Origin of the sequence: Micromonospora sp. NPDC005254 (assembly GCF_042872525.1) — a bacterium.
GTDB lineage: Bacteria > Actinomycetota > Actinomycetes > Mycobacteriales > Micromonosporaceae > Micromonospora.
Map to the genome: position 1 here is coordinate 382113 of NZ_JBIAKM010000005.1, position 26750 is coordinate 408862.

Consider the following 26750-nt stretch of genomic DNA (forward strand, 5'->3'; position numbering starts at 1 on the left):
CAATCTGGAACGGACTATAGTCGTGTCGGACGGAGGGAGGAAGCGGGTGCGACGAGAGGATCTCGCGGACGCGGACTGCGGCATCGCGCAGGCGCTCGGCGTGCTGGGGGACTGGTGGACGTTCCTCATCGTGCGCGACGTCGCCGGCGGCACGACCCGCTTCGACGCGCTCCAGCGTGAACTGGGTGTCAGTCGGCGGGCGCTTACCGAACGCCTCGCCGCCCTGGTCGAGCACGGCGTGCTGGAACGCCGCCCGTACTCGACGCACCCGCCCCGGCACGACTATCTGCTCACCACGAAGGGCGCGGGCCTGCTGCCGGTCCTGATCGCCCTCCAGGACTGGGGAACGAGGCACCTGATGGGTGACGGAGAGTTGACCGCGACCGCCGACGACGCCTCGGCCGAGGCCCGACGGGCGCACGCGCTGGTGGGCCGACGGCTGCCGGAGGTCGCTCTGCCCGGCGCCGACGGGCGGCCGGTCGCGGTGACCGCGCCGGACGTCTGGAGCGTCCTCTACCTCTTCCCCGGGGCGTACGCGCCGGGAACGCAGGGCTACCCGCCGGGCTGGGCGGAGATCCCCGGCGCCCGGGGCTGCACCCTCGAATCGACCACGTACGCCGACCGGCACCCGGCCTTCGAGGCGGCCGGGGTGCGGGTGCGCGGGATCAGCACCCAGCGACCGGACCAGCTCGCCGAGTTCGCCGCGTACGCGGGGCTGCCGTTTCCGTTGCTGTCCGATCAGGACGGTCGGCTCGCCGCGGGGCTGCTGCTGCCGGTCTTCTCCGCCGGCGGGGTGACCCGGTTCAAGCGACTGACGATGCTCATCGATCCGACGTCGGTGGTGCGGGCGGTGCAGTTCCCGGTCACCGATCCGGCCGGATCGGTCGACGAGATGCTGGCGCTGGCCCGCGACCACGCGACGATCCCCGGCTGACGCGGGGGCGTCGGCCGGGGATCGCAGCGTCAGGTTCAGGTTCAGGCCGGGAGGGTCCAGCGCTGGTTGGCGCCGGCGAAGCAGTCCCAGATCTGCAACCGGGCGCCGTCGGCGGAGCTGTTGTCGGTGACGTCCAGGCACTTGTTGGACTGCGGGTTGCGCAGCGTGCCGTTGGACTGCGCCTGCCAGACCTGCGCGCCGCTGCCGTTGCAGTCGTACAGCTGCACCTTGGCGCCGTTGGCGGTGGAGCCGCTGGTGATGTCGGCGCACTTGCCGAGGGCGCGCAGCGTGCCGTCGCTGGCGACGGTCCAGGTCTGCGCGTTGGTGCCGTTGCAGCCCCAGAGCTGGATGGCGGTGCCGTTGGCGGTGCTCGCGGAGGCCACGTCGACGCACTTGCCGCCGAGGCCGGTGATCTGGCCGGTACGACCGGACGGCGGCGGGGTGGTGCCGCCCATGATGGTGTCGTACATGGCGCTGACCAGCGAGGTGGAGCCGGTGGTGTCCTGCGACAGCTCCCAGTTCATGACGCCGCCGGCATTTGCGAGGGCCCACTGCGTCTTGCGCTTGACGGTCGGGACGCCGTTGTAGCACTGCTGCGCGCCGCCGGCTGTGGTGCAGTCCCGGTTGGCGTTGGCCGGGTCCAGGGCGACGAGCGCCGAGTACGTGTAGTAGCCGGGGCGGCTGTAGAACGGGATGCCGAGGACGGCCTTGCTGGCCGGCAGGCCGCGGGACTTCCACAGGTTGATGCTGTTGATCGACCAGTCGTAGTTGGAGTGTGGGCTGCCGCCGTCGTACGCCATGATGTTGAGCCAGTCGACCTGACCGAACACGGCCGTCGGCACGCCGTCGAGGTAGTAGCCCTCGGAGACGACGGCCGCGGTGAGCAGCTTGCCGCGGCTGTGCATGGCGCTGCCGAGCTGCGTCATGAGCTGGCTGTAGTTGTTCGCCGAGGCGCCCGGGTCCGGGTACTCCCAGTCGATGTCGACGCCGTCGAGGTTGTACTGGTTGACGAAGTTGACCAGGTTGTTGACGAAGGCGGTCCGGCTGCCGGAGTTGGCGGCGAGGGCCTCGAAGGCCGAGTCGTTGCCGTCGTTCCAGCCGCCGACGGCGATCGAGACCTTGACGTTGTTGGCGTGCGCCTGGGAGACCAGCGAGGAGAGCTTGCTCGGGTTCTCCACCGCGCGCAGGCTGCCGTCGTTGTTGGGCAGCACGAACGCGTAGTTGATGTGGGTGAGCTTGTTGTACTGGATGGTGTTGACGTTGCCAGCCCACGAGGGCATGTAGCCGACGCTCTTGAAGTTGTTCGGCAGCACCACGGCCTGCGCGGCGGTGGGGACGAGGGTGACGGTGGCGGCGGCGGTGGCCAGGGCGAGCAGGCCGGCGGTGCGGGCGCGGCGCAGTGGTGAGGACATCGGGGGCCTTCCCGTGGGCGGGGGACGACGCCCGCCCGCGCAGGGTTGTCGCGGGCGGGAAACGCGGTACGCAGGAACGGGTGGGCCTCGAGGCAGCCAAATCTTAAAGAGTGTTAACTGTCGGAGTCAATCAACGCCGGTGGATTTCCTCGCCCGGGCGGATGTGGGCTTCTGAGGATGCCCAAACGACCGTTAAGCTCACGGGGTGGGAACCGATGAGTTGTACCCGCCGGACCGGCTGATCGCCGCGCAGCGCGCCACCGCCGCCGCCGGCCTGGACGCGCTGCTGCTCACGCCCGGCTCCGATCTGCGCTACCTGACCGGGTACGACGCCCACGTGGGGGAGCGGCTGACCTGCCTGGTGCTGCCCGCCGAGGGGGTGCCCACGCTCATCGTGCCCAGGCTGGAGCGTCCGGCCGCGGAGGCGGCGCCGAACACCGGGGTTCGCATCGTCGACCATCCCGACGGCGTCGACCCGTACCCCCTGGTCGTCGCTGCCCTCGACGGCCCGCCGGCGGCCGTGGGGCTCGCCGACCGGATGTGGGCCGAGCAGGTCCTCGCCCTGCGCGCGGCGCTGCCCGGCGCCGCGCAGCGGCTCGCCGGCGAGGTGCTGCGCGAGCTGCGGATCCGCAAGACCCCGGCGGAGGTCGCGGCGCTGGCCGAGGCGGGCGCGGCCATCGACGAGGTGCACCTGCGCATGGGCCAGTGGCTGCGCCCGGGCCGCACCGAGGCCGAGGTGGCGGCCGACATCGCGGCGGCGATCCGCGACGCCGGGCACGTGACTGTCGACTTCGTCATCGTGGCCGCCGGCCCGAACGGGGCCAGCCCGCACCACGGCACCTCGGATCGGCCGATCGGCGCCGGGGAGCCGGTGGTGGTGGACATCGGCGGCACGATGCCGTCGGGCTACCGCTCGGACTGCACCCGCACCTACGTGGCGGGCGGGCCGGCGCCGGCCGACTTCGTGGACTACTACGCGGTGCTGCACGCCGCCCAGCGTGCGGCGGTCGCGGCGGTCCGTCCCGGGATCACCGGCGCGGCGGCCGACGCGGCGGCCCGGGAGCCGATCGCTGCCGCCGGTTACGGCGACGCATTCCTGCACCGCACCGGGCACGGCATCGGCCTGGACGGTCACGAGGAGCCCTACCTGGTGGCCGGCAACGACCGGCCCCTGGAGGCCGGCATGGCGTTCTCCATCGAACCGGGCATCTACCTCGCGGGCCGACACGGCGCCCGCATCGAGGACATCGTCGTCTGCACGACGGACGGCGTGCAGCGGCTCAACACCACCCCCACGGAGCTCATCGCGCTATGACTGTCGACCGGATCCTCCCCACCGACGAGGCCCACGACCTGCTGGACCTCGCCACCGAGCTGGCCGACCGCGAGCTCGCGCCGAAGGTCGCGGGCTTCGAGGAACGCGCCGAGTTCCCCCGCGAGGTGCTGCGCACCATCGGCCGCGCCGGCCTGCTCGGCCTGCCCTACGCCGAGGAACACGGCGGCGCGGCGCAGCCGTACGAGGTGTACCTGCAGGTGCTGGAGATCCTGGCCAGCCGGTGGCTGGCGGTCGCCGAGGCGGTAAGCGTGCACACCCTGAGCTGCTACCCGGTCGCCGCGTTCGGCAGCGCGGAGCAGCGCAAGCTCCTGCCGGACATGCTCGGCGGCGAGCTGCTCGGCGCGTACTGCCTCTCCGAGCCGCAGGGCGGCTCCGACGCGGCGGCGCTGAGCACCCGGGCGGTCCGCGACGGCGACGCGTACGTCGTCTCCGGCACCAAGGCGTGGATCACGCACGCCCAGGTGGCCGACTTCTACAACGTCTTCTGCCGCACCGGCGGGCCCGGCCCGAAGGGCATCTCCTGCCTGGTCGCCGACGCGGGCACCGCCGGCATCGCGCCGCAGGCCGCCGAGCGGACCATGGGGCTGCGGTCCTCGCCGGTGGCGCAGATCGCCTTCGAGGAGGCGCGGGTGCCGGCCGACCGGCTGGTCGGCGGCGAGGGGGCGGGCTTCACCATCGCGATGTCGGCGCTGGACTCGGGTCGACTGGGCATCGCCGCCTGCGCGGTCGGGCTGGCCCAGGCCGCGCTCGACTACGCCGTCGGCTACGCCCGGGAGCGACAGCAGTTCGGCCGGTCCATCATCGACTTCCAGGGCCTGGGCTTCCTGCTCGCCGACGCGGCCACCCAGATCTCCGCCGCCCGCGCGCTGACCCTGGCGGCGGCCCGGCTGCGCGACGCGGGGCGTCCGTACTCGATCGAGGCGGCGAAGGCGAAGCTCTTCGCCACCGACATGGCGATGCGGGTGACCACCGACGCCGTGCAGGTGCTCGGCGGCGCCGGCTACGTGGCCGACCACCCGGTCGAGCGGTACATGCGCGAGGCGAAGGTGCTGCAGATCGTGGAGGGCACCAACCAGATCCAGCGGTTGGTGATCTCCCGGGCGCTCGCCAAGAGCTGAGAAGGCGGGCCCGCGCGGCGTTCGTCGTCGCCGTCGCGCCGATTTCCCGGTAGGTTGCTCGCCGTGGAGGAGATCGACCGCGCCATCGTCGCCGCGCTGACCGCTGACGGCCGTCTGTCGTACACCGACCTGGCCGAGAAGGTGGGGCTGTCGGTGTCCGCCGTGCACCAGCGGGTGCGCCGGCTGGAGCAGCGCGGGGTGCTCAAGGGGTACGCCGCCCGGGTGTCGTTCGAGGCGCTGGACCTGCCGTTGACCGCGTTCGTGGCGATCCGGCCGTTCGACCCGTCGCAGCCGGACGACGCGCCGGAGCGGCTGGCCCACCTGCCGGAGATCGACTCGTGCTACTCGGTGGCGGGGGAGGACTTCTACCTGCTGCTGGTGCGGGTGGCCAGCCCGGCGGACCTGGAGCGGGTGCTGCAGGAGATCCGCACCTCGGCGAACGTGACGACCCGGACGACTGTGGTGCTGTCCACCCCGTACGAGAACCGCCCGCCGAAGATCAGTGCCGGGGCACCGAGTCGGTCGCGGTCCCGGGCGCCGGAGGAGCCGGCTGGTTCCACCGCAGGATGACCTGCCGGCCGTGCTCGTGACCCAGCGCGCTGACCGTGGCGGTGTCCAGGCGCAGCAGTCCGCCGGCGGACGGGGGCAGCCCGATCCAGCGGGCGCCGAGCACCCGCAGGCTGTGCGCGTGGCCCACCAACGCCACGGTGCCCCGGTCGAGCAGTGGGGTGACGCGGGCCAGTACCCGGTCGAGCCGGTCACCCACCTGCGCGGGTGACTCCCCGCCGGGGCAGCCGTCGGTCCAGATGTTCCAGTGCGGGTCGTCGTCGTGGATGTCGACTGTGGTGCGGCCCTCGTACTCGCCGTAGTTCCACTCGCTGAGGTCCTCGTCGACCGCGTCGACGGTGAGCCCGGCCAGCTGCGCGGTGCGCAGCGCCCGGGAGCGGGGACTGGCCAGGACGGTGACGAAGCGCCGGCCGGCCAGGAACGCGGCGAGGGTGCGGGCCTGTCGCTCGCCGTCGGGGGTCAGCTCCAGATCGGTGTACGAGGTGTGCCGCAGGCTGGCGCTCCAGGTGGTCTCGCCGTGCCGGATCAGCAGGAGCTCTCCCATGCGGCCAGTTAACCATCGCGCCGGGGCAGCCAGTGCCGCCCTCTCTCAACCTATCTTCCTAGGATGCCTTACGGGGTGTGCCGACCGGCACCACCGGTTTCGGCACCGGGAAACCGGGCAACCGAGCCTCGACAACCGCCAGACCGAGGAGGCGCGATGAGCTTCACCGAGAAGGCAAAGAACAAGGTTGAGCAGATGGCCGGCGCCGCGAAGGAGCGCGTCGGCGATATGACCGACAACGAGTCGATGCGTGGTGGGGGCGCGAGCCAGCAGGGTGATGCGCGCGCCAAGCAGAACATGAAGGATGCCGGCAGCAAGATTAAGGACGCTTTCAACAAGTGACCTGAGCGGTCGTCGGGTCCCCGGGCAGGTGCTGCCCGGGGACCCGACGCATGTGGGCCGTTAGGGTCGGCGGCGTGACAGTTCTCCGTTCCCTGGCGTTGTTCGTGCTGGCCGCCCTGGCCGAGATCGGCGGCGCCTGGCTGGTCTGGCAGGGGTGGCGGGAGCAGCGCGGCCTGTGGTGGATCGCCGCCGGCGTGGTCGCGTTGGGCTGTTACGGCTTCGTGGCCACGTTCCAGCCGGACGCCAACTTCGGCCGGATCCTGGCCGCGTACGGCGGGGTGTTCGTGGCGGGTTCGTTGGGCTGGGCGATGGTGGTGGACGGTTTCCGCCCGGACCGCTGGGACCTGACCGGCGCGGCCCTGTGCCTGCTCGGCGTCGCGGTCATCATGTACGCCCCGCGTGGTGGTTCCGCCTGACCCGCGCCCGGGTGACCTCGCAGGCGGTGTGTCACTGGTAGGCGATATACCTCAGAGTCATATTCATACCTCTGAGGTATATCGCTTACCGGAGCGGCACCGCCCAAGCGGGCCTGCGACGCGCGCCCACGAGCCCTCGTGGTGGCACGCGGGGGGCAGTGAGGCGCTTTCGCTTCTGCGATGATCTGCGGCGTGATCCGAGCTGGGCTTTGCCCGTTTCTTGGCGTAGTGGTCGTGGCGGCCATCCTCGGCAGTGCCGGGTGTGAAGCGTCCCGGGTGCCGCCCTCGGACCAGCCGCTCTTCGTCGGCTCGTCCGGCCCATCGACGCCGTCCGTCGCCTCGTCGGCCGGTGTCCCGTCGGCTGGTGTCCCGTCTGCGCCGGCGGTTGCCTCGGTGCCGGGCGCGACGCCGACCGGGACCAGGGCGCCGGTGGTGGACCACGGGCCGCGGACCGGTAACAAGGTCGCGTTGACCTTCGACGCGGACATGACCGACGCGATGTTGGGCAACCTGCGTGCCGGTCGGGTGAAGTCGTACGCCAACCTGCGCATCCTCGACCTGCTGGAACGGGAGCGGGTCCCGGCTACGTTCTTCCTGACCGGCAAGTGGGTGCAGCGGTATCCGGACGTGACGCGGCGGATCGCCGCTAATCCGCGCTTCGAGTTGGCCAACCACACGTACGGGCACGCGGCGTTCACCGGTCACTGCTACGACCTGCCCTCGAAGCCGGTGAACGAGTTGCGCGGCGACGTGGCGAAGACGTTCGAGGTGATCGAGCCGTACGGGGGTCGGCAGACCCGGTACTTCCGTTTTCCGGGGCTCTGTCACGACGCGGCGGCGTTGGACGCGCTGGCCCCGCTCGGTGTGACGGTCGTCGACGGGGACGTGGTCAGCGGCGATCCGTTCGCGACGGCGTGGAAGCCGTTGGTGCGGGCGGTGGTGGACCACGCCCGCCCGGGGTCGGTGGTGATCATGCATGTGACCGAGGCGAACGCGGCGATGACCGATGAGGCGTTGCCGCACATCCTTGCCGGGCTGGCCGAGCGGGGGCTGGTGCCGGCCCCGCTGTCCGAGGTGCTGGCCGCCGGGTGAGTCGGCGGCCAGCACCTGCGGTGGGTCAGTCGTCGCGGTGGTCGTTCCACCACTGCTGGCCGCCCTCGGGCAGGGTGTCGATCGGGTCGTAGTAGGCGTAGCGCTTGTTGAGCGCCTCCAGGTCGGCGGACTCGATCGAGGTGCGGTAGTTCTTGGTCCAGTAGGAGATGCCGCGCTCACGGTCGTAGTCGGTGAGCATGTGCACCCAGCGCTTGCCGACGAAGGGCACGTCGCAGACGATCCGTGGGGTGGCGTAGCCGGGCAGGTAGCCCATGATGTCGTGCTGGAGCTGCTGGGCGTGCCAGACCGGGACGCGCCAGTGTTCGGCGTTGGGGATCATGTCGCACATGTAGAAGTAGTACGGCAGGATCCCGGCTTCGCCCTGCAGCGCGAAGCAGAGGTCGAGCAGTTCCGGGGTGGTGGCGTTGACGCCGCGCATGAGGACGCCCTGGTTGCGGACGTCGCGGACGCCGACGTCGAGGGCGGTCTGGGCGGCCTTGGCGACCAGCGGGGTGAGCGACTGGGCGTGGTTGACGTGGGTGTGGATGGCGAGGTTGACGCCGCGGCGGGCGGCGGTGCGGGCGACGCGCTCGAGGCCCTCGACGACGTCGGGCTGCAGCCAGTGCTGGGGCAGGCCCATGAGGGCCTTGGTGGCGAGGCGGATGTCGCGGACCGTCTCCAGTTCCAGCAGGCGCATGAGGTACGACTCGAGCCCGCGCCACGGGACGTTGGCGACGTCGCCGCCGGAGACGACGACGTCACGTACACCGGGGTGGGCTTTGAGGTAGGCGATGTGGGCGTCGTAGCGGTCGACGGGCTTGAGGGTGAGTTTGAGCTTGTCGACGGCGGGGGTGGAGTTGCCGACCAGGTCCATGCGGGTGCAGTGGCCGCAGTACTGGGGGCAGGTGGAGAGCAGCTCGGCGAGGACCTTGGTGGGGTAGCGGTGGGTGAGACCTTCGGCGACCCACATGTCGTGCTCGTGCAGGCTGTCGCGGCTGGCGTAGGGGTGTGAGGGCCAGTCGGTGCGTCGGTCGGAGGCGACCGGGATCATGTAGCGGCGGATGGGGTCGGCGAGCAGCGCTTCGGTGGTCAGCGGCGCGAACGGCACCATCGTGTTGATCATTTGTGGCGGCACCAGCATGGACATGGTGGCCAGGGCCTTCTGGTCGGCCTCGAGGTCGGTGTAGAAGCTGTCGTCGACGAGGTCGCCTAAGACGGCGCGGAGCTGCTTGATGTTCTTGACGCAGTTGACGCGTTGCCACTGGGCGGATTCCCACTGGTCGCGGGTGACGGTGCGCCAGCCGGGGAAGCGGGTCCAGTCGGGTTCGACCAGGGGGCGGCGGTGGTATTCGTACGGCTGCCCGGCGGTCGGTACGGCGACCGGGGCGTGACGGGGTTGCGGGATGGTGTGGGTCACGGCCCCTCCTCGGTGGTGCGGTGGATCATCGAAATCCGAAGGCTACTGGAAAATATTCGGTACAGAAACTAGTCTGCCGTAAGTTTTCCCGCTACGCGAGCCTTGACCGGGGCTTCGGGCGGCCGGACAGGGGAGGTCGGCGTGACGTCACCGGTGGGACTGCACCGCGTCGTGGAACCGGCGGGGGTGCTGCCGCAGGCGGCCTGGCGGCTGGACGCGTCCGCGGCGATTGCGCCGAACGAGGTGCGGATCCGGGTGGAGCGGCTGAACCTGGACGCGGCGAGTTTTCGGCAGTTGTCGGAGAAGCACGGCGGTGACGGGGCTGCCGTGCGCGCCGAGGTGCTGGAGATCATTTCCACGCGGGGAAAGATGCAGAACCCGGTGACCGGCTCCGGCGGGATGCTGATCGGCACGGTCGAGGAGGCGGGTCGGCGGTCCCCGCTGGGGCTCAAGGCCGGTGAGCGGGTCGCCACGCTGGTGTCGTTGACGTTGACGCCCCTGGTGATCACCGACGGGCTGGCCCGCTGGGACGGACGCAGCGAGCAGGTGCCGTGTGACGGGTGGGCGATCCTGTTCGCGCGGTCCATCGCGGCGGTGCTGCCCGATGACGAGGATCCGCAGTTGTCCCTGGCCGTGCTGGACGTGTGCGGGGCGCCCGCGCTGACCGCCCGGGTGGTGTCGCGCTACGTGCAGGATCGTCGGCGTAGCGGTGATCCGACGCCGGTGCGAGTCGCGGTGATCGGTGGGGCCGGCAAGAGCGGGTCGCTGTCCCTGGCCGCGGCGCGACGGGCGGGCGCCGCGCGTACCGTCGGGGTGGTTCCGGTGGCGGTGGAGCGGGACGCGCTGACGGACGCCGGGCTGGCGTCGGTGGTGGCGTTGGCCGACGCGCGCGACCCGGTGGGGTTGTCCACGGCGGTGACCACCGCGTTGGGCGCGCCGGCGGACGTGACGGTGGTGTGCGTGGACGTGCCGGGCTGTGAGCACGGGGCGGTGCTGGCCACCGCGGACGGCGGCACGGTGATCTTCTTCTCGATGGCGACGAGCTTCTCCGCGGCCGCGTTGGGCGCGGAGGGGTTGGCGGCGGACGTGACGATGCTGGTGGGCAACGGGTACGTGCCGGGGCACGCGGAGTTGGCGTTGGGGCTGTTGCGCGCCGAGCCGGGGGTGCGTCGGCTGTTCGCGGCGCGGATCGCGGCAGACTGAGGTCATGACGAACCCCTCGACGTTGTACCGCGGCGGCGTGCTGCACTGCCCCGCCGACCCGAGCGCGACCGCGCTGATGGTGTCCGGTGGGCGGATTGCCTGGTTGGGCACCGACGGTGACGCGCCGCCGGCCGACCGGGTGGTGGACCTGGACGGCGCTCTGGTGACGCCGGCGTTCGTGGACGCGCACGTGCACGCCACCGACACCGGGTTGGCGTTGTCCGGGCTGGAGTTGTCCGGGGTGCGCTCGGCGGGGCAGTTGCTCGACGCGGTGGCCGGGTTCGCGGCGGGGTTGCCGGCGGACGCGGTGGTGCTGGGGCACGGCTGGGACGAGTCCGGCTGGTCGGACAAGACGTTGCCGGACGCGGCGGCGTTGGACCGGGCGGCCGGTGGGCGGCGGGTGTACCTGTCGCAGGCGTCGATCCATTCGGCGTTGGTGTCGTCGGCGTTGCTGGCGGCGTGTCCGCAGGCGGCGGAGGCGCTCGGGTACGACGCGTCGGGCTGGTTGCGGCGTGACGCCCACCATGTGGTGCGGGCGGCGGCGCAGGGGTCGGTGAGCCGGGCGCAGCGGGTCGCCGCGCAGCGGGTGGCGCTCGCGCACGCGGCGTCGTTGGGCATCGCGGCGGTGCACGAGTGCGGCGGTCCGGAGATCTCCGACGAGGAGGACTTCACCGGTCTGCTGGGCATCTCCGGGGCGGGGTTGCCGGAGGTGTACGGGTACTGGGGTGAGCTGGGTGGCGCGGCGCGGGCCCGGGAGTTGGGCGCGGTGGGCGCCGGCGGTGACCTGTTCGCGGACGGGGCGTTGGGGTCGCGCACGGCGCACGTGTCGCAGCCGTACGGCGACGGTGACGGCTGCGGGCACGGGTATCTCAGCGCCGAGCAGGTGCGTGATCACCTGTTGGACTGTGCGGCGCAGGGCCTGCAGGGCGGGTTCCACGCGATCGGGGACGCGGCGATCGGCACGGTGCTCGACGGGTTCGCGGCGGCGGCGGCGACGCTGGGTGTGGAGCGGCTGCGCGCGGCCCGGCACCGCATCGAGCACGCGGAGATCATGAACAAGCGGATGATCGCGCGGTTCGTGGAGTACGGGATCGTGGCGAGCATGCAGCCGGCGTTCGACCGGTTGTGGGGTGGCGCGGGCCGGATGTACGAGGCGCGGTTGGGGTTGGACCGGTCGTTGGAGTCGAACCCGATGGGTGCGATGCACTCGGTGGGGGTGGCGTTGGCGTTCGGGTCGGATTCGCCGGTGACGCCGCTGGACCCGTGGGGGTCGGTGCGGGCGGCGGCGGCGCACCACAACCCGGCGCAGCGGATGAGTGTGCGTTCGGCGTTCGCGGCGCACACCCGCGGTGGGTGGCGGGCGGTGCACCTGGACGTCGAGGGTGTCCTGGCGCTGGGTGCGCCGGCGACGTTCGCGGTGTGGTCGACGCCGGCGGGGGTGGAACGGGGTTTGCCGGTGCTGGTGGCCGAGGACCCGGAGGTGCGGGGTCCGGACGATCCGACGCCGCTGCCGGTGTGCCGGCGGCTGGTGCTGCGTGGTGAGGTCATCTATGAGGAAGGGTCGTCGTGACCGGGAAACTTGACCTTGATCCGGTGTTGGTGGCGCGGGCGCGGGAGTTGGCGCGGCGGGCCGGGCAGCCGGTGGTCGACCTGGCCCGCAGCCACACGACGGTGTCGGTGGAGCGGGCGGTGCTGCGGCTGGCCGGGGTGAGCGGCGCCGACCCGGACGGCATTCCGTGGGTGAACCGGCTCGTGGACGCGGTCGTCGCGGACGTGGGGTTGGGGCACGGGGTGGCGGTGCCGGTGTTCGACGCCCTCGCTCGCGAGGGGATCACGGATGTGACGTTGCTGGCGCAGAAGGCCGCCGCCGGGTCGGTGCGGTTCGCGCTGCCCAGCGGTCGGTCGGCGACGGCGGCCCGGTCGGCGGCCCGGTCGGCGGCCCGCAAGGCGGTCGGCGCGGGTATCCGGCGGATCGACAGGCGGCGCGCGGAGCGCGAGCGCCTCGTCAAGCGGCACGGGGACCCGAAGCAGCGGCCGTGGATCTACCTGATCGTGGCGACGGGCGACATCTACGAGGACATTCCGCAGGCGCAGGCGGCGGCGCGCGCCGGTGCGGACGTCATCGCGGTGATCCGCTCGACGGGGCAGTCGTTGCTGGACTACGTGCCCGAGGGCGCGACCCGGGAGGGTTTCGCCGGCACGTACGCCACGCAGGAGAATTTCCGGTTGATGCGCGCGGCGCTGGACGAGTCGTCGAAGGAGTTGGGCCGCTACGTGCGGCTGACGAACTACGCGTCGGGGTTGTGCATGCCGGAGATGGCGACCCTGGCCGGGTTGGAACGGCTCGACATGATGCTCAACGATTCGATGTACGGGATCCTGTTCCGCGACATCAACCCGGTCCGCACGTTCGTCGACCAGCGGTTCTCCCGGCAGGTGCACGCCCGCGCCGGGATCATCATCAACACCGGTGAGGACAACTACCTGACCACCGCCGACGCGGTTGACGAGGCGCACACGGTGACGGTGTCGCAGCTGCTCAACGAGTTCTTCGCGCACGAGGCGGGCCTGGCGGACTGGCAGTTGGGCCTGGGGCACGCGTTCGAGATCAACCCGGAGGTGCCGGAGTCGTTCCGGTTGGAGTTGGCGCACGCGCTGTTGGCGCGGGAGTTGTTCCCGGACGCGCCGTTGAAGTGGATGCCGCCGACCAAGCACATGACCGGTGACGTGTTCCGGGGCAACCTGCTCGACGGGTTCTTCAACCTGGCGGGCGCGCTGACCGGTCAGGGCATCCTGCTGGTGGGGATGATGACCGAGGCGGTGGTGACGCCGTGGCTGTCGGACCGGGACATCGCCCTGCAGAACGTGCGCTACGTGCTGGGCGCCGCCGGTGGGCTGCACGAGGACTTCGTGCCGGCGGCGGGCGGGTTCATCCGCCGGCGCGCCAACCAGGTCCTCGGTGAGGCTCTGGACCTGTTGGAGCGCATCGGGGAGCAGACGCTGCTCACCGCGATCGCGGAGGGCACGTTCGGCATCATGAAGCGGCCGGCGGACCGCGGCAAGGGTCTGGACGGGGTCGCCGCGCACGAGGCCGACTACTGCAACCCGGCCACCGACATCCTGGAGGCGGCGGCGTCGTGAGCGAGCGCAGCGAGAGAACCGGCCAGCACAGCAGCCACGCGCTCGCGCCGTCGCGAAGCGACGGCGTGAGTAAGCAGATCGTGCGTCCGTACGGGGACACCACCGGCGACGGGATGGTGCAGGTGTCGTTCACCCTGCCGGTGGCCCACGACAAGCGGGCCGAGGGCGCGGCGGTGCAGCTGGCCAACAAGATGGGCATCGACCCGGCGATGGTGGTGCACGCCAAGCCGATGGGTGACGGATTCACGTTCTTCGTCGTGTACGGGCGGGTCAACCACCTCGTCGACGTCGACGCGGTGCAGGTGGTGGAACGGGACTTCCCGCTGCTGTCGGCCAAGGAGGTCAACACCGTCGTCAAGCAGCGGCTGCGCCGCAAGCTGTCGGTGGTCGGGGCGTGCATCGGCACCGACGCGCACACCGTGGGCATCGACGCGATCCTCAACGTCAAGGGCATCGCGGGCGAGAAGGGCCTGGAGTACTACCGGGAGTTGAAGGTCACCAACATGGGCGCGCAGGTCAGCGTGCCGGAGCTGGTGGAGGCCGCCCGGGTGGAGAAGGCCGACGCGGTGCTCGTGTCGCAGGTCGTCACCCAACGCGACGCGCACCTGCACAACACGCGGGAGATGTCGGCGGCGTTCCGGGAGGCCATGCCGGCGGGTAAGCGGCCCCTGTTGATCGTCGGCGGCCCCCGGTTCGACGAGTCGATGACCGACGAGTTGGGCGTGGACCGGATCTTCGGTCGGGGGACCACGCCCGGCGAGGTGGCCAGCTACCTCGTGCACGCCCTGATCACGCAGCGGAAGGCGATGGCATGACCGACACCAGGCTCGGGTTGACGGTGACGCACCGGCGGTACGTGCCGTACGCGCACGCCCACTACGCCGGCAACCTCGTCGACGGGGCGTACGCCCTCGGGTTGTTCGGCGACGTCGCCACGGAGGTGTGTATCCGCACGGACGGCGACGAGGGCCTGTTCGCCGGGTACTCCGACGTGCGGTTCACCGCGCCGATCCGCGCCGGTGACGTGGTGGAGGTGACCGCCCAGGTGTCCCGGGTGGGCAGTCGCAGCCGCACCCTGGAGTTGAGCTGCACGGTGGTGTGTCGGGGTCGCCCGGACCGCTCGGCGTCCGCCGCCGAGGTTCTGGACCCGCCGATCGTCGCGGTCACGGCGACCGGCACCGTGGTCGTACCCGCCGCATCAGTGAGTCGCGAGGAGTGAGCCGGGGTTGCGAGCCCCGCAGTCGCGAACAGGGAAACTCGTGACCCTGGCGGTCTGCGCGGACGTCGGCTCGACGTACACCAAGGCGGCCGTGGTGGACCTGGCCGCGGGTGTCCTCGTCGGCGCGGCGGCCGCGCCCACCACGGTGGGCAGCGACGTGCTGCACGGCCTGGACGCCGCCGTCGCGGCGGCCACCGCCGGGCTCGGGGTGCGGGACGTGCCGTGGTACGTCTGCTCGTCGGCCGGTGGTGGGTTGCGGCTGGCCGTGCTCGGCTACGAGGCGTTGGTGACCGCGCAGGCGGGCCGGCGGGTCGGGTTGTCGGCCGGCGCGCACGTGGTGCACGTGGCGGCCGGTCGGCTCGGCGCCGCCGACCTGACGGCGTTGCGGGCGGCCCGGCCGGACGTGGTGCTGCTCGTGGGCGGCACCGACGGCGGCGACGGCGACACGATCACCCACAACGCCACCCGCCTGGCCCGGGCCCGCTGGCGGGTGCCGGTCGTCCTGGCCGGCAACAGCGACGTCCGTGCGGAGTTGACCGGGCTGTTGGAGGCCGCCGGGGTGCCGGTGACCGGTGCGGACAACGTGCTGCCGCGCATCGGGGTGCTCGCCCCGGCGTCGGCGCGCGCGGCGATCCGCGCGGTGTTCCTGCGCCACGTCATCGGCGGCAAACGACTGTCCAGGGGCACGCGGTTCGCGCGGCTGGTGCGGGCGGCCACGCCCGACGCGGTCCTCACCGGCGTGGAGGTGCTCGCCGACACCATCGGTGGGGACCTCGCCGTCGTCGACGTGGGTGGGGCCACCACCGACGTGTACTCGGTCCTCACGCCCGACGAGCGGGCCACCGGGCCGGGCCGGGAGGTCGCGGGCAGTCTGTGGCGGGCCCGCACCGTCGAGGGCGATCTGGGCATGCGGTGGAGCGCCCCCGGCGTGGTGCGCGCCGCCGCCGAGGAGCGGCTGCTCGCCGCCGACGAGACCGACGGCCTGGCCGCCGCCGCCGACCGCCGGGCCGCCGACCCGGCCTTCCTGGCCGCCGACGACGTCGAGCGGGCCGTGGACGCCCGGATCGCCACCCTGGCGGCGACGGTGGCGTTGCGCCGGCACGCCCGGGGCGCCGCCACCGGCGAGCGGGCCGGGCGGGACCTGCGCGACGTGCGGCTGCTGGTGGGCTCCGGTGGGGTGCTGCGGCACGCGCCCGCCGACGCGTCCGGGCAGGTCCTGGCGGCAGTCCTGGCCGATCACGCGGGCGGGTGGGCGCTGCCGCGCGCCGCCCGCGCGGTCGTCGACGTCGACTACGTGCTGGCCGCCGGTGGGTTGCTCGCCGAGGAGCACCGGACGGCCGCCGGGGCGCTGCTGCGCCACCATCTGAGCACGCAGTGAGACACGCCGACCCGACACGCCGTGGCGCAACACACGACAGGCCGGGGGTGGGTTGACAGGAGGCGGGGTGCAGCACGTACCGTCTTTGAGTCCTACCACGGGAAGCGGCTGTTGTTCGCTTCGTCCCTTCGTCCGCTGGCCGAGCGACTATTTCAGCGTCATCGTCGCGGCGGCCAGGTCCAGCGGGCGGGGGTCGGCGGGGCGGCGCGAACCGGTCGCGGTTACCGGTGTACGGGCAGGGTGAGGTGCACGGCCAGTAGACAACGGCCCGGCGGGGGCAGCCAGTCAACCGCCTGGTCGGTCCGAAGGTCGGCGTGCCCCATCCTCGCCGCACCGGCCGGGGAGGGCCTGGGAGCATCGGGGCGCGGCGCAAGCCGCGCCCCGATTTCATACCCCCACCCCACTCGCGCGCCGATCTGGCAGGTTCGGTCGCCGACATGAGCGGGAACGCCCTTGCGTCGACGACCGACAGTGCAAGATCGCGGAGCAGGGGTCGGGCGGGCCCCTCATCGTGGGCCGATGCGGCCGGTGGGGGCGGCGGCCGGGTAGCCTTCGCCGGGTGATCGAGGTGAAGCAGCGGTGACGACCCTGGACCGCGACGAGAGCCACGCCCCCACGGTGATCAGCGCGCCGGTCGCCGTGGGTCGGCCGCTGCCGCTGCGCGTCGCCGCGCCGATGGCGGTCGCCGCCGGGCTGGCCCTGCTGCTGGCGTTCCCGCCGTACGGGGTGTGGCCCCTCGCGCCGGTCGGCGTGGCGCTGCTGGCCGCCGCCGCCCACCGACGGCGGTTGCGCGCCGGCGCCGGCGTGGGCTTCCTCACCGGAGTGGCGCTGTTCGCGCCGCTGCTGGCCTGGACGAACCTGCACACTGGCTACCTGCCGTGGGTGCTGCTGTCGCTGCTGCAGGCCGGCTACCTGGCGCTGCTCGGGGCCGCCACCGCCTGGGTGTCACCACTGGGCGACCGGAGCCGCTGGGCGTTGCCGGCGCTGACCGGGCTGCTGTGGGTGGGGCAGGAGGCGCTGCGCGACCGTACGCCGTTCGGCGGGTTCCCGTGGGGCCGGCTCGCGTTCACCCAGGACGACTCGCCGCTGCTGCGCCTGGCCGCCCTCGGCGGCGCGCCGCTGGTCACCTTCGCGGTGGCGGTCGTCGGCGGGCTGCTGGTCACCGCCGGCTGGCACGCCTGGGCCATTCTGCGCCCCACCAGTCGCACCGACCCCGACACGACCGGTGGCCTCGGCGACACCGACGCGACCAGCCGCCCCCGCGACACCAGCGACATCGAACCGGCCACCCGGCCCAGCGGCGCCGGGTCGGCGCGGCGGTGGACGCCGGTGGCCGTGCCGGCCGTCGCCGCGGTCGCGCTGGCCGGGGCGGGTCTGCTGGTGCCGCTGGCCGCCGCCGGGTCGGGCGAGCCCGTCACCGTGGCCATCGTGCAGGGCAACGTGCCGCGCCTCGGGCTGGACTTCAACGCCCAACGCCAGGCGGTGCTCAACAACCACGTCGACGCCACCCTGGAACTGGCCGCGCGGGTCGCGGCCGGCGCGGAGCGGCAACCCGACCTGGTGGTGTGGCCGGAGAACTCCAGCGACATCGACCCGCTGCGCAACCCCGCCGCCGGGGCCCGCATCTCCCAGGCCGCCGACACGATCCGCGCGCCCATCCTGGTCGGCGCGGTGCTGCTCGGCCCCGGCCCGGGGCAGGTCCGCAACGCGGGCATCCTGTGGCGGCCCGACACCGGCGCGGACATGGGGCAGCTCTACACCAAACGCCACCCGGTGCCGTTCGCCGAGTACGTGCCGCTGCGCGACATCGCCCGCATGGTCAGCGACAAGGTCGACCTGATCCGCAGCGACTTCGTGCCCGGCAGCACCCCGGGCGTGGTACGCGCCGGCCCGGCCGTGCTCGGCGACGTCATCTGCTTCGAGGTCGCCTACGACGAGGTGGTCCGCGACACCGTCACCGGCGGCGCGCAGCTGCTGGTGGTGCAGACCAACAACGCCACCTTCGACGAGGCGGAGGCCCGCCAGCAGCTGGCCATGGTGCGGCTGCGGGCGGTGGAGCACGGCCGGCCGGCGTTGATGGCCTCCACGGTCGGGGTGTCCGGGTTCGTCGCCCCCGATGGGCGGGTAAGCGACGCCACCGGGTTCAACACCCGGGAGGTCGTGGTGCGGCAGCTACGGCTCGACAGCGGGCGTACCCTCGCCACCCGCCTCGGCTGGTGGCCGGAGCTGGCCCTCGCTGGGCTGGCCGTGGCCGCCCTGGCCGGAGCGGGCGTGCTGCGCCGACGGCAGCGGGTCGTGCCCGGATAGCAACAGCCGGTACGCCGGCGGGAGCGGAGGAACCGTGATCCAGGCGACCGATACGATCCGGCGTCCGGACGAGGTGCCCGGCCTGGGGCGGGTGCTCGTGGTGATCCCCACCTACAACGAGGCCGACAACGTCGCGGCGATCGTGGGGCGGGTCCGCCGTGCCGCCCCCGCCGTGCAGATCCTCGTCGCCGACGACAACAGTCCCGACGGCACCGGCGCGATCGCCGACGCGCTCGCCGACGGCGACCCGCACGTGCAGGTGCTGCACCGCGAGGGCAAGCAGGGCCTCGGCGCCGCGTACCTGGCCGGGTTCGGGTGGGCGCGCGAGCGCGGCTACCAGGCCGTGGTGGAGATGGACGCCGACGGCTCACACGCCCCCGAGGACCTGCCGGCGCTGCTGGACGCCGCCCGCGACGCCGACGTGGTGATCGGGTCACGGTGGACCAGCGGCGCGCAGGTCGTGAACTGGCCGCTGCGGCGGCTGCTGCTGTCGCGCTGCGGCAACCTGTACGCGCGCCTGGCGCTGGGCATGCCCGTGTCGGACGCCACCGGCGGATACCGGGTGTACCGGATCAGCGCCCTGGACGCCATCGACCTGGAGTCGGTGTGCTCGCAGGGCTACTCGTTCCAGGTGGAGCTGTCGCGACTCGCCCACCGGGCCGGGGTGCGGATCGTGGAGGTGCCGATCACGTTCGCCGAGCGGGAACGCGGCGACAGCAAGATGAGCCCGCGCATCGTCGCCGAGGCGCTGTGGCGGATCACCCGCTGGGGTGTGCAGGACCGGCGGCAGGCCGTACGCCGCGGCCTGCACGGCACCCCCACGGGTCAGGTGCGGTGGCCGTGAGCGCGGCCGTGTCATGCTGGATGTGCGGTACGTGTCGGTGTGCCGCGGATTGGCGATGAGGTGAGATGCGCCGAGGACTGAGGTTCGTGCCGATCGCCCTGCTGCTGGCGGTGGTGCTGGAGTTGGCGGTGTTCGTCCTGGTGGGGCGGGCGGTGGGGTTCGGCGCGGCGGTGCTGCTGGTGTTCGCCGCGTCGCTGCTGGGGCTGGTGCTGCTGCGCCGGGAGGGAATGCGCGCCTGGCGCGGGTTCCGCACCGCCGCGCAGGCCGGGCAGCGACCGGGGCGGCAGGTGACCGACGGGCTCGTCGGGTTGGCCGGCGCGCTGCTGCTGGCGGCGCCGGGTCTTCTCAGCGGTCTGGTCGGGTTGTTGCTGATGGTGCCGCCGGTGCGTCGCCTGGCCCGCTCCGGGGTGCAACGCACCGCCGAGCGGCGGGTGTCGTCGATGGTCGCCGGTGACCTGTTCGGGCCGCGTACGGTGCGGGTGCGCCAGGGCGCGCCGCAGCCGACGCCGCGTCCGGAGCCGGAGCAGCCGGTGGTCGTCGACGGTGGCCGGGCCATCGAGGGTGAGATCGTCGAGCCAGGCCGTAACTGAGCGCACACATGACGGCGCCCCCGGGGAATCCCCGGGGGCGCCGTGTCGTGCGGGTGCGGCTCAGGCGCGGCCGCGGCGGGTCCGAACCTCCTGGAGGCGTTCGGCGAGGATGTCCTCGAGCTCAGCGATCGAGCGCCGCTCCAGCAGCATGTCCCAGTGGGTACGCGGCGGCTTGGCCTTCTTCTGCTCCGGCTCGCTGCCGTCGACGAGTCGGGCGACGCTGCCGTCGAACTTGCATTCCCAGGTCGTCGGGACCTCGGCGTCGACGGCGAACGGCACCTCGAACTGGTGGCCCTTGGCACAGAGGTACTCGCGGGTCTGACGCGGCGCGAGCTCCGTGTTGCGGTCGGATTCGTAGCTGACCGCGCCCAGGCGGCTTCCGCGCAGCATACGCTCGCCCATGATCGACTTCCCCTCGTTCGTGGTGCTGGTCTTCTGGGTGTAACGGTGCTTTCCCGTCGCCCCATTCCCGCCCGAGGGCGTGAGGCGTCCACGGGTGAGCCGGACCCAAGGGTAGCCGGCTGAGACGGTGACGCCACGGCGGTGGCGTGTCGCGACTGCCACCGGGGATGTTAACCGCCCGAGCGCGGTCAAGGTTGCGCCGGCTGCGCACCCCGATCGGAAGCGCCCGCACCGCCGGGTGCGGCGGCGCCCAGGCGAGCCAGCGCCAACGCCAGGTCGCTGACCTGGTCGCCGAGCTGCGCCACCCGCCGCTGCGCCACGTCACGGTCGGCCTCGGCGGCGTCGAGCCGTACCGTCAGGGCGGTCAGCCGGCCCTCGGCGGTGGCGGCGGCCTGCCGCGCGGCGGTCAGGTCGGCGGTGAGGGCGTCGCGCTGCGCGGCCGTGGCGGTCAGCTCCGCGCGCAGCCGGGCGGCCAGCTCGGCGGCCTCCTGCCGGGCGTCGTCGGCTTCGGCGGCGGCGACCTGGGCGCGGTCGCGGGCCCGGTCGGCCTGTTCCCGGGCCCGGGCCGCGTCGGCGGCCTCGGCGCGGGTCCGCGCGGCGTCGGCGCGGGCCTGGTCGATCTGGCGGCGTACGTCCTGCACCTCGGCCTGCCATCGTCCGGCCCGCTCGGTCGCCTCGGCGGCGGCCCGGCTGGCCCGCTCGGCGTCAGCCCGCGCCGCGTCCCGCTCGACGGTCAGGTCGGCCGCGCGCTGCCGCTCGGTGTCGCGCTGCGCCCGCAGGTCACGCACCTCGTTGCGGGCCTGGTCCCGGTCCCGTTCGGCCTGGGCGCGCAGGGCCTCGGCGGCGCTGACGTCGTGCCGCGCCTGATCGCGGGCGGCCTCGGCGTGCTGCGCCCGTTCGTCGGCCGCGGTGGCCTGGCGCGCCGCCTGCTCGGCGCGCTGGCGGGCGTCGTCGGCCTCGGCGCGGGCCGCGCGGGCCTGCTCGCGGGCGCGCGCCGCGTCGGCCGCCGCCGTCTCGGCGTCGTCGCGGGCCTCGTCGCGTTCGGTCTGCGCCGCCGCGATCTCGGTGGCGGCCTCCGCGCGGGCCTGCGCGAGTTGCCGCTGCACGCCCCCGGGGGACAGCTCGGCGTGCAACGCCTCGGTCAACGTCTCGACGATCTGGTCGAGGCGGTCCACCGCCTCCCAGGTGCGGGCCACCTGACCGGGCAGGCCGGGCGCGTTGCGGTGACGCATCCGGCTGTTGCGCGAGGCGCGCTGGCAGGCGCCGTCGTTGTCGCGGCAGTAGCGAAACGGCCGGCCCGCGCCGACACGCTGCGGCACCGGTCGTCCACAGTGGGCGCACGGGCGAGTTTCGGTGGGGGTGAGCGGGGCGTCCATCGAGGGCGAAGTCTAGTGCCGGCCGCTCAGCTCGCGGCCCGGGCGGTCGTGTCCAGGGTGTAGCGGCGTTGCAGCAGCAGCGCGGCGAGCATCGCCGCCGCGGGCAGCAGCCCGAAGCCGTAGCGGACCGCCGCGAGCGCCGCGTCCGGCTGCACCGGCGACTCGCCCGCCGTCGACGCCACGAAACCACCCACGGCCAGGCACAGCGCGTACGTGTAGGGGCCGAGGGCCGCGCCGGTGGCCTCGGTGGCCGTCCACACCCCGGTGTAGGTCCCCGCGCCCGTCGCAGCACCGGCGCCGGTGTCAGCCGCGGCCGCGCGGATCACGTCGGGCAGCATCGAGAACGGCAGCAGCTGCATGCCGGCGAACGCCACCCCGAGCACCGCCACCGCCGCCACCAGCACCGGCAGGCCCGCCGGGCGACCCACCGCCAGCACCAGCGACCCGGCCGCGAACGCGCCCTGCGCGCCGAGCAGCGCTCGCTGCTTGCCGACACGGCGGGCCAGCAGCAGCCAACCGGGAGTGACCAGCAGCGCCGGCGCGACGAACGCGGCCACCAGCACCGTGGTCAGGCCGGGAGCGCGCAGCTCGTACTCGGCGTAGTAGGGCACCCCGGCCAGGACCAGGTGGGTGGTCGTGGACATGGCCAGGTAGGCGGCGACCAGCCAGCGGAACTGCGCGTCGCGCAGGGCGGTGCGCAGCGCCCGCCACCCGCCGTGGCCTGCCGTCGTGGTGCTCGCCGCGGCGCCGCGCAGCCGGGCGATGCCGGCCACGCCGACGAGCATGGCGGCGAGCATCCCGACGGCCAGGACCACGCCCATGCGCTGGTAGCCGGCGCGGGTCGCGGCGTCGCCGCCGGTCACCAGTGGGGCCAGCAGCCCGGAGGCCAGGATGCCGAGGGTCAGCACGACCATCCGGAACGCCATCAGCCGGGTGCGTTCGTCGTAGCCGATGCGCAGGTCGGCCGGGGTAGCCAGGTAGGGGACCTGGTAGGCGGCGAAGAGCAGGTTGCCGGCGACGAAGAACACGGCCACCCACGCGGCGGCCGGCACGCCGGTCAGGCCGCCGGGCACGGCGAAGAGCGCGGCGAACGCGACCGGCAGGGCGCAGCCGAGCAGCAGCAGCCGCCGCCGGTCGCCCCGGCGGGCCTGCGCGACGTCGGCGCGGTGCCCGATCCAGGGGTGCAGCAGCACGTCGGCGATCTTCGGCAGCAGCAGCGCGAGGCCGGCCAGCCACGGCCCGACGGCCAGCACGTCGGTGAGGAAGTAGAGCAGCAGCAGGCCGGGCACGGTCACCCAGACGCCCATGCCGAGCGAGCCGGCCGCGAAGCCGGCCAGCGGGCCGCGGGGCAGTGTCGCGTCGGTGGCGGCCGCGGGCCGCCGGTCGAGCCCGGTCATCGCCGCATCCTCTCCGCAATCCAACAGTTGCTGGATTCTAGGGGCAGAATGGCGGCCATGACCATGCCCCGACGCCGTCCGGGTCGGCCCCGGCGCGACGAGACCCGACCGACCCGCGAGGTGGTGCTCACCGCAGCCACCGCGCTGTTCGCCGAACGCGGCTTCGACGCCGTCGGGCTGCGGGAGGTCGCCGCCGCCGCCGGGGTGGACGTCGCCACGGTCGCTCACCACACGGGTACGAAGGCGGCCCTGTACGAGGCGTGCTTCGCGCGGGTGTTCGCCGTCGAGCGGGAGGTCCTCACCGAGGCCGCCGCGCGGGCCCGCGCGGCCCTCGAATCCGGGCCGGACGCGGCGCGGCGGGCGCTGCACGACCTGGTGGACGCGTTCGTGGACTTCCTCCAGGGCCATCCGGAAACCACCGCGCTGTGGCTGCGGCGCTGGTTGGAGCCGCAGCGGCACGCCGAGCTGGACCAGCGCTACTCCGAGCCGCTCTACCGGCTGGTGGCGGAGCTGCTGACCGCCGCGGCGTCCGCCGGCGCGCTGGCCGAGCCGACCCCGCACATCACCGTGCGCAGCCTGGTCTGGGCGACGCACGGGCACGTCGTGGCGCTGGCCGCGGGCGCGCCGGGCGCTCGGGAACGGCGCGAGTTCCGGGCGTTCGTGCACCGCCTCCTGGACGGGCTCTACGGACCCCCGAGGCCTTGACGGGCCGCCGCCACCCGACGATTATCCATCGGACGTTGGATTAATTGGGGGCAGCGATGCAGGCACCACCCAGGGTTGCGGTGATCGGCGCCGGCGCGGCCGGGCTCGCCGCCGTCAAGGCACTGCGCGACGCGGCCGTCGCGGTGGTCTGCTTCGAGGCCACCGACCAGGTCGGCGGCCTCTGGGTGTACGGGGCGCCCGACTCGCCCGCGTACCGCACGCTGCACCTGAACACCAGCCGCGGCCGCACCGAGTTCGCCGACCACCCGATGCCCGCCGACTGGCCCGACTACCCGGACCACACGCGGGTCGCCGGCTACCTGGCCGACTACGCCGACCGGTTCGGGCTGCACGACGCCATCCGCCTGCGGCACACCGTCGAGCGGGTCACCCGGCGACCCGACGGCACGTGGACGGTCGCCGCCAGCGGGCCGGACGGGCCGGTCGAGGTCACCGTCGAGGCCGTGGTCGTCGCCAACGGACACAACCGGGCGCCCCGGCTGCCCGACCCGGCGTACCCCGGCGCCAGCACCGCCGAGCAGCTGCACAGCCACGACTACCGGGGCCCCGAGCAGCTGACCGGGAAACGCGTCCTGGTCGTCGGGGGTGGCAACTCGGCGATGGACATCGCGGTGGACGCCTCGTACGCCGCCGAGCGGACCCTGCTGTCGCTGCGCCGGGGCGTCTGGGTGGTGCCCAAGTACCTGCTGGGCCGCCCGTCGGACACCCTCAACGGCGCGCTGGCCCGCCGGCTGCCGTGGCGGCTGCGCCAGCGCATCAGCCAGACGATGCTCACCGCCACCGTCGGCAGCCCCGCCCGCTACGGCCTCCCCGCGCCCACGCACGGCTTCCTGCAGGACCATCCGACACTCTCCGACGGGCTGCTGTCCCGGCTGACCCACGGCGACGTCGAGGCCCGCCCCGGCGTCGCCGCCCTCGACGGCGATCGGGTCGAGTTCACCGACGGCCGCGTCGACGAGGTCGACCTGATCGTCTGGTGCACCGGGTACCGGGTGGAGATCGGGTTTCTCGACCCCGAGCTGCTCGGTGGCGGCGCCGACACCCTGCCGCTGTACCGGCACGTGTTCCACCCCGAGGCCCCCGGCCTGATGTTCGTCGGGCTGATGCAGTCCACCGGCTCCGCGTTCCCCCTGGTCGAGGCGCAGGCCAAGCTGATCGCCGCGCAGCTCGCCGGCCGGTACTCGCTGCCCGACCCGGCCCGGCAGCGGGCCTCCTGCCGGGCCGAGCTGCGGGCGGCGACGGCCCGCTGGGGGCAACGCCGCCCGGCGATGCGGGTGGACTTCGACGCCTACCTGGCTGAGCTGACCCGGGAACTGGCCTCGGGCGCCCGCCGCGCCCGCCCGGCCGGAGCGCGCCGGTGACGGGCCTGACCGGCCGGCGGGTCCTCGTCACCGGCGCGAGCGGCACCTTCGGCCGGCACCTCGGCGCCGCGCTGCACGCCGCCGGCGCCCGGGTGGTCGGGCTCGACCTGCGCGCGGGAGGCGACGACGACCTGCCGGTGCTCGGCTGCGACCTGACCGACCCGGCCGCCGTCCCCGCCGCGGTGCACGCCGCCGTCGAACGCCTCGGCGGGCTCGACCTGCTGATCAACAACGCCGGGGTCGGTGGCCCCGCCCCTGCCGAGCTGCCACCCGACGAGGTGGTCCGCCAGCAGTTGGAGGTCAACCTGCTCGCCGCGTGGCGCACCACCGCCGCCGCGCTGCCCCCGCTGCTCGCCGCGCGCGGCCGGGTGATCTTCGTGGCCAGCCGGATGGCGGTGCTGCCGCTGCCGCTCGCCGCCGCGTACGGGGTCAGCAAGCGGGCCCTCGTCGCGTACGCCGACGCGCTGCGCCACGAGGTGGGCACCCACGTCGGGGTGAGCGTCGTCTACCCGAGCATGGTGGCCTCACCGATCCACGACAGCACCGCCGAGGCCGGGCTGTCCCTGCGGGGAGTGTCCCGCCCGGAGCCCGTCGAGGGTGTCGTCGCGGCGATCCTGCGCGCCGCCACCGCCCGACGGGCGCCCCGGGACGTGGCGACCACCCGACGCGGCCGGCTGGAGATGGCCGTCGGCCGGCACGCGCCCGCGCTGGCCGACCGGCTGGTGCGCCGTACCCTCGCCGCCCGGCTCGCCGCCGGTGACCTGGACGCCGCGCCGCTGGCCGCCGGGATGCTGCGCCGCCACCGGGGGCGGTGACCGCCAGGTCAGGGCGTGGCGACCGCGGCGCGGGACCGGTCGGCGGCGATGCGCACGGCCAGCGCCGCGAGGGCCGTGCCGGTCACCCAGCGCTGCACCCGCAGCCACACCGGCCGGCGGGCGAAGAAACCGGCCAGCGCGCCGGCGCTGAGCACGATCAGCGCGTTGACGCTCAGCGCGACGGTGATCTGGGTCAGGCCCAGCAGCAGGCTCTGCGCCGCCACGTGCCCCCGCGCCGGGTCGATGAACTGGGGCAGCAGCGACACGTACAGGATGGCGATCTTCGGGTTGAGCAGGTTGGTGACCAGGCCCATGGTGAACAGCCGCCGCGGCGGGTCCGGTGGCAGCGGCGCGGGCGTGAACGGCGACCCGCCGCCCGGGCGCAGCGTGCGCCACGCCAGCCACAGCAGGTAGCCCGCGCCGGCCAGCTTCACCACCGCGTACAGCGTGGGGACCAGGACGAACACGGCGGCCAGGCCGGCGACCGCGGTGGCCAGGTAGACGCCGAACCCGGCGGCCACCCCGAGCAGCGAGATCAGCCCGGCGCGGCGGCCCTGCGCCACCGAGCGGGAGACCAGGTAGACCACGTTCGGGCCGGGCGTGAGCACCAGTCCCAGCGCCACCAGCGCGATCCCCAGCAGCGCACCCGTGCCGATCATGACGTTGCCCCCGTTCGCCGCCGCCTGGAGGAGAACCTAGACCGACCGGCGGCCCCGGCCCAGGACCACCTCACCGATGGTGGCCTGCGAATCGGTCGCGCGGGCGCAAACCACCTCGCGGGAATGGTCACCCGCCTGGACGCGCTGACCTGTG

The 26750-nt window shown here is 73.5% G+C and carries 26 protein-coding genes; 19 read left to right on the forward strand and 7 right to left on the reverse strand.

The features are described 5' to 3' along the window. The first annotated feature begins 46 nt into the window (after positions 1–46). On the forward strand, positions 47–934 hold the full coding sequence (locus ACFYPR_RS18210) for a winged helix-turn-helix transcriptional regulator (RefSeq protein WP_387260977.1): 888 nt from the start codon (positions 47–49) through the stop codon (positions 932–934). Between the two features lie 41 nt (positions 935–975). Here ACFYPR_RS18210 and ACFYPR_RS18215 read toward each other — a convergent pair whose 3' ends face one another. Continuing rightward, positions 976–2346 carry a glycosyl hydrolase family 18 protein gene (locus ACFYPR_RS18215; protein WP_354863335.1) on the reverse strand — a complete coding sequence of 457 codons (1371 nt, stop codon included), beginning with the start codon at positions 2344–2346 and terminating at the stop codon, positions 976–978. Positions 2347–2551: 205 nt separating this feature from the next. Between ACFYPR_RS18215 and ACFYPR_RS18220 the strand changes: the two genes are divergently transcribed. From ACFYPR_RS18220 to ACFYPR_RS18230, 3 genes are all read left to right on the forward strand, one after another. After that, positions 2552–3661 carry a M24 family metallopeptidase gene (locus ACFYPR_RS18220; RefSeq protein WP_387260980.1) on the forward strand — a complete coding sequence of 370 codons (1110 nt, stop codon included), beginning with the start codon at positions 2552–2554 and terminating at the stop codon, positions 3659–3661. After that, the gene (locus ACFYPR_RS18225; protein WP_387260983.1) at positions 3658–4800 is read left to right on the forward strand and encodes an acyl-CoA dehydrogenase family protein; all 1143 of its coding nucleotides are present in this window, start codon (positions 3658–3660) and stop codon (positions 4798–4800) included. The genes ACFYPR_RS18220 and ACFYPR_RS18225 overlap by 4 nt, the downstream gene beginning before the upstream one ends. Before the next feature lie 63 nt (positions 4801–4863). Continuing rightward, the gene (locus ACFYPR_RS18230; RefSeq protein WP_007460055.1) at positions 4864–5370 is read left to right on the forward strand and encodes an Lrp/AsnC family transcriptional regulator; all 507 of its coding nucleotides are present in this window, start codon (positions 4864–4866) and stop codon (positions 5368–5370) included. Here ACFYPR_RS18230 and ACFYPR_RS18235 read toward each other — a convergent pair. After that, on the reverse strand, positions 5300–5911 hold the full coding sequence (locus ACFYPR_RS18235) for a histidine phosphatase family protein (protein WP_387260986.1): 612 nt from the start codon (positions 5909–5911) through the stop codon (positions 5300–5302). The genes ACFYPR_RS18230 and ACFYPR_RS18235 overlap by 71 nt on opposite strands. Positions 5912–6067: 156 nt before the next feature. Here ACFYPR_RS18235 and ACFYPR_RS18240 point away from each other — a divergent pair, with 156 nt between their 5' ends. The 3 genes from ACFYPR_RS18240 (at position 6068) to ACFYPR_RS18250 (ending at position 7761) form a co-directional block, all read left to right on the forward strand. After that, positions 6068–6253 (forward strand): CsbD family protein, encoded by a 186-nt coding sequence (locus tag ACFYPR_RS18240; RefSeq protein ID WP_387260989.1) that lies wholly within the window; start codon positions 6068–6070, stop codon positions 6251–6253. Positions 6254–6327: 74 nt separating this feature from the next. After that, positions 6328–6669, forward strand: a complete 342-nt coding sequence (locus tag ACFYPR_RS18245) for a YnfA family protein (protein WP_387260992.1) — start codon at positions 6328–6330, stop codon at positions 6667–6669. A gap of 432 nt (positions 6670–7101) precedes the next feature. Beyond that, the gene (locus ACFYPR_RS18250) at positions 7102–7761 is read left to right on the forward strand and encodes a polysaccharide deacetylase family protein (RefSeq protein ID WP_387260995.1); all 660 of its coding nucleotides are present in this window, start codon (positions 7102–7104) and stop codon (positions 7759–7761) included. 25 nt (positions 7762–7786) lie between these two features. Here ACFYPR_RS18250 and ACFYPR_RS18255 read toward each other — a convergent pair whose 3' ends face one another. Then, positions 7787–9178 (reverse strand): KamA family radical SAM protein, encoded by a 1392-nt coding sequence (locus ACFYPR_RS18255; RefSeq protein WP_387260998.1) that lies wholly within the window; start codon positions 9176–9178, stop codon positions 7787–7789. A 153-nt stretch (positions 9179–9331) separates the two neighbouring features. On the opposite strand from ACFYPR_RS18255, the gene ACFYPR_RS18260 reads away from it, so the two are divergent. From ACFYPR_RS18260 to ACFYPR_RS18300, 9 genes are all read left to right on the forward strand, one after another. Further along, positions 9332–10381, forward strand: a complete 1050-nt coding sequence (locus ACFYPR_RS18260; protein WP_387261247.1) for a zinc-binding alcohol dehydrogenase — start codon at positions 9332–9334, stop codon at positions 10379–10381. A gap of 4 nt (positions 10382–10385) precedes the next feature. Next, positions 10386–11951, forward strand: a complete 1566-nt coding sequence (locus ACFYPR_RS18265; protein ID WP_387261001.1) for an amidohydrolase — start codon at positions 10386–10388, stop codon at positions 11949–11951. Continuing rightward, positions 11948–13522, forward strand: coding sequence for a lysine 5,6-aminomutase subunit alpha (locus ACFYPR_RS18270; protein ID WP_387261003.1), 1575 nt, complete (start codon positions 11948–11950; stop codon positions 13520–13522). Before ACFYPR_RS18265 ends, ACFYPR_RS18270 begins: the two co-directional genes overlap by 4 nt. Before the next feature lie 65 nt (positions 13523–13587). Beyond that, the gene (locus ACFYPR_RS18275) at positions 13588–14337 is read left to right on the forward strand and encodes an OAM dimerization domain-containing protein (protein WP_355068852.1); all 750 of its coding nucleotides are present in this window, start codon (positions 13588–13590) and stop codon (positions 14335–14337) included. Further along, positions 14334–14741 carry a hotdog domain-containing protein gene (locus ACFYPR_RS18280; protein ID WP_355068854.1) on the forward strand — a complete coding sequence of 136 codons (408 nt, stop codon included), beginning with the start codon at positions 14334–14336 and terminating at the stop codon, positions 14739–14741. The genes ACFYPR_RS18275 and ACFYPR_RS18280 overlap by 4 nt, the downstream gene beginning before the upstream one ends. A gap of 40 nt (positions 14742–14781) precedes the next feature. Next, positions 14782–16119: a glutamate mutase L gene (locus ACFYPR_RS18285; protein WP_363938470.1), complete on the forward strand. Its 1338-nt coding sequence runs from the start codon at positions 14782–14784 to the stop codon at positions 16117–16119. Between the two features lie 579 nt (positions 16120–16698). Continuing rightward, positions 16699–18426, forward strand: a complete 1728-nt coding sequence (gene lnt, locus ACFYPR_RS18290) for an apolipoprotein N-acyltransferase (RefSeq protein WP_387261006.1) — start codon at positions 16699–16701, stop codon at positions 18424–18426. Positions 18427–18460: 34 nt separating this feature from the next. Continuing rightward, a complete protein-coding gene (locus tag ACFYPR_RS18295) occupies positions 18461–19270 on the forward strand; it encodes a polyprenol monophosphomannose synthase (RefSeq protein WP_355068858.1) in 810 nt (269 codons plus the stop codon). Between the two features lie 65 nt (positions 19271–19335). Further along, complete coding sequence (locus tag ACFYPR_RS18300) at positions 19336–19860, forward strand: FxsA family protein (protein WP_363938467.1); 525 nt, start codon at positions 19336–19338, stop codon at positions 19858–19860. Positions 19861–19920: 60 nt separating this feature from the next. Here the strand turns inward: ACFYPR_RS18300 and ACFYPR_RS18305 are convergent, their stop codons facing one another. The 3 genes from ACFYPR_RS18305 to ACFYPR_RS18315 all read right to left on the reverse strand — a co-directional run bounded on the left by ACFYPR_RS18305 (position 19921) and on the right by ACFYPR_RS18315 (position 23035). Continuing rightward, on the reverse strand, positions 19921–20262 hold the full coding sequence (locus ACFYPR_RS18305; RefSeq protein WP_046564157.1) for an RNA polymerase-binding protein RbpA: 342 nt from the start codon (positions 20260–20262) through the stop codon (positions 19921–19923). A gap of 188 nt (positions 20263–20450) precedes the next feature. Further along, on the reverse strand, positions 20451–21638 hold the full coding sequence (locus ACFYPR_RS18310) for a hypothetical protein (RefSeq protein WP_363940611.1): 1188 nt from the start codon (positions 21636–21638) through the stop codon (positions 20451–20453). Between the two features lie 26 nt (positions 21639–21664). Continuing rightward, the gene (locus ACFYPR_RS18315) at positions 21665–23035 is read right to left on the reverse strand and encodes an MFS transporter (RefSeq protein WP_363940610.1); all 1371 of its coding nucleotides are present in this window, start codon (positions 23033–23035) and stop codon (positions 21665–21667) included. 57 nt (positions 23036–23092) lie between these two features. Between ACFYPR_RS18315 and ACFYPR_RS18320 the strand changes: the two genes are divergently transcribed. The 3 genes from ACFYPR_RS18320 to ACFYPR_RS18330 are packed head-to-tail and all read left to right on the forward strand — an operon-like array spanning position 23093 to position 25937. Next, positions 23093–23740: a TetR/AcrR family transcriptional regulator gene (locus ACFYPR_RS18320; protein WP_363940609.1), complete on the forward strand. Its 648-nt coding sequence runs from the start codon at positions 23093–23095 to the stop codon at positions 23738–23740. Positions 23741–23796: 56 nt separating this feature from the next. Further along, on the forward strand, positions 23797–25122 hold the full coding sequence (locus ACFYPR_RS18325; protein ID WP_363940608.1) for an NAD(P)-binding domain-containing protein: 1326 nt from the start codon (positions 23797–23799) through the stop codon (positions 25120–25122). Further along, positions 25119–25937 (forward strand): SDR family oxidoreductase, encoded by an 819-nt coding sequence (locus ACFYPR_RS18330; RefSeq protein ID WP_363940607.1) that lies wholly within the window; start codon positions 25119–25121, stop codon positions 25935–25937. The genes ACFYPR_RS18325 and ACFYPR_RS18330 overlap by 4 nt, the downstream gene beginning before the upstream one ends. An 8-nt stretch (positions 25938–25945) precedes the next feature. Here ACFYPR_RS18330 and ACFYPR_RS18335 read toward each other — a convergent pair whose 3' ends face one another. After that, positions 25946–26596 carry a LysE family translocator gene (locus ACFYPR_RS18335; RefSeq protein ID WP_387261010.1) on the reverse strand — a complete coding sequence of 217 codons (651 nt, stop codon included), beginning with the start codon at positions 26594–26596 and terminating at the stop codon, positions 25946–25948. Positions 26597–26750 lie beyond the last annotated feature (154 nt).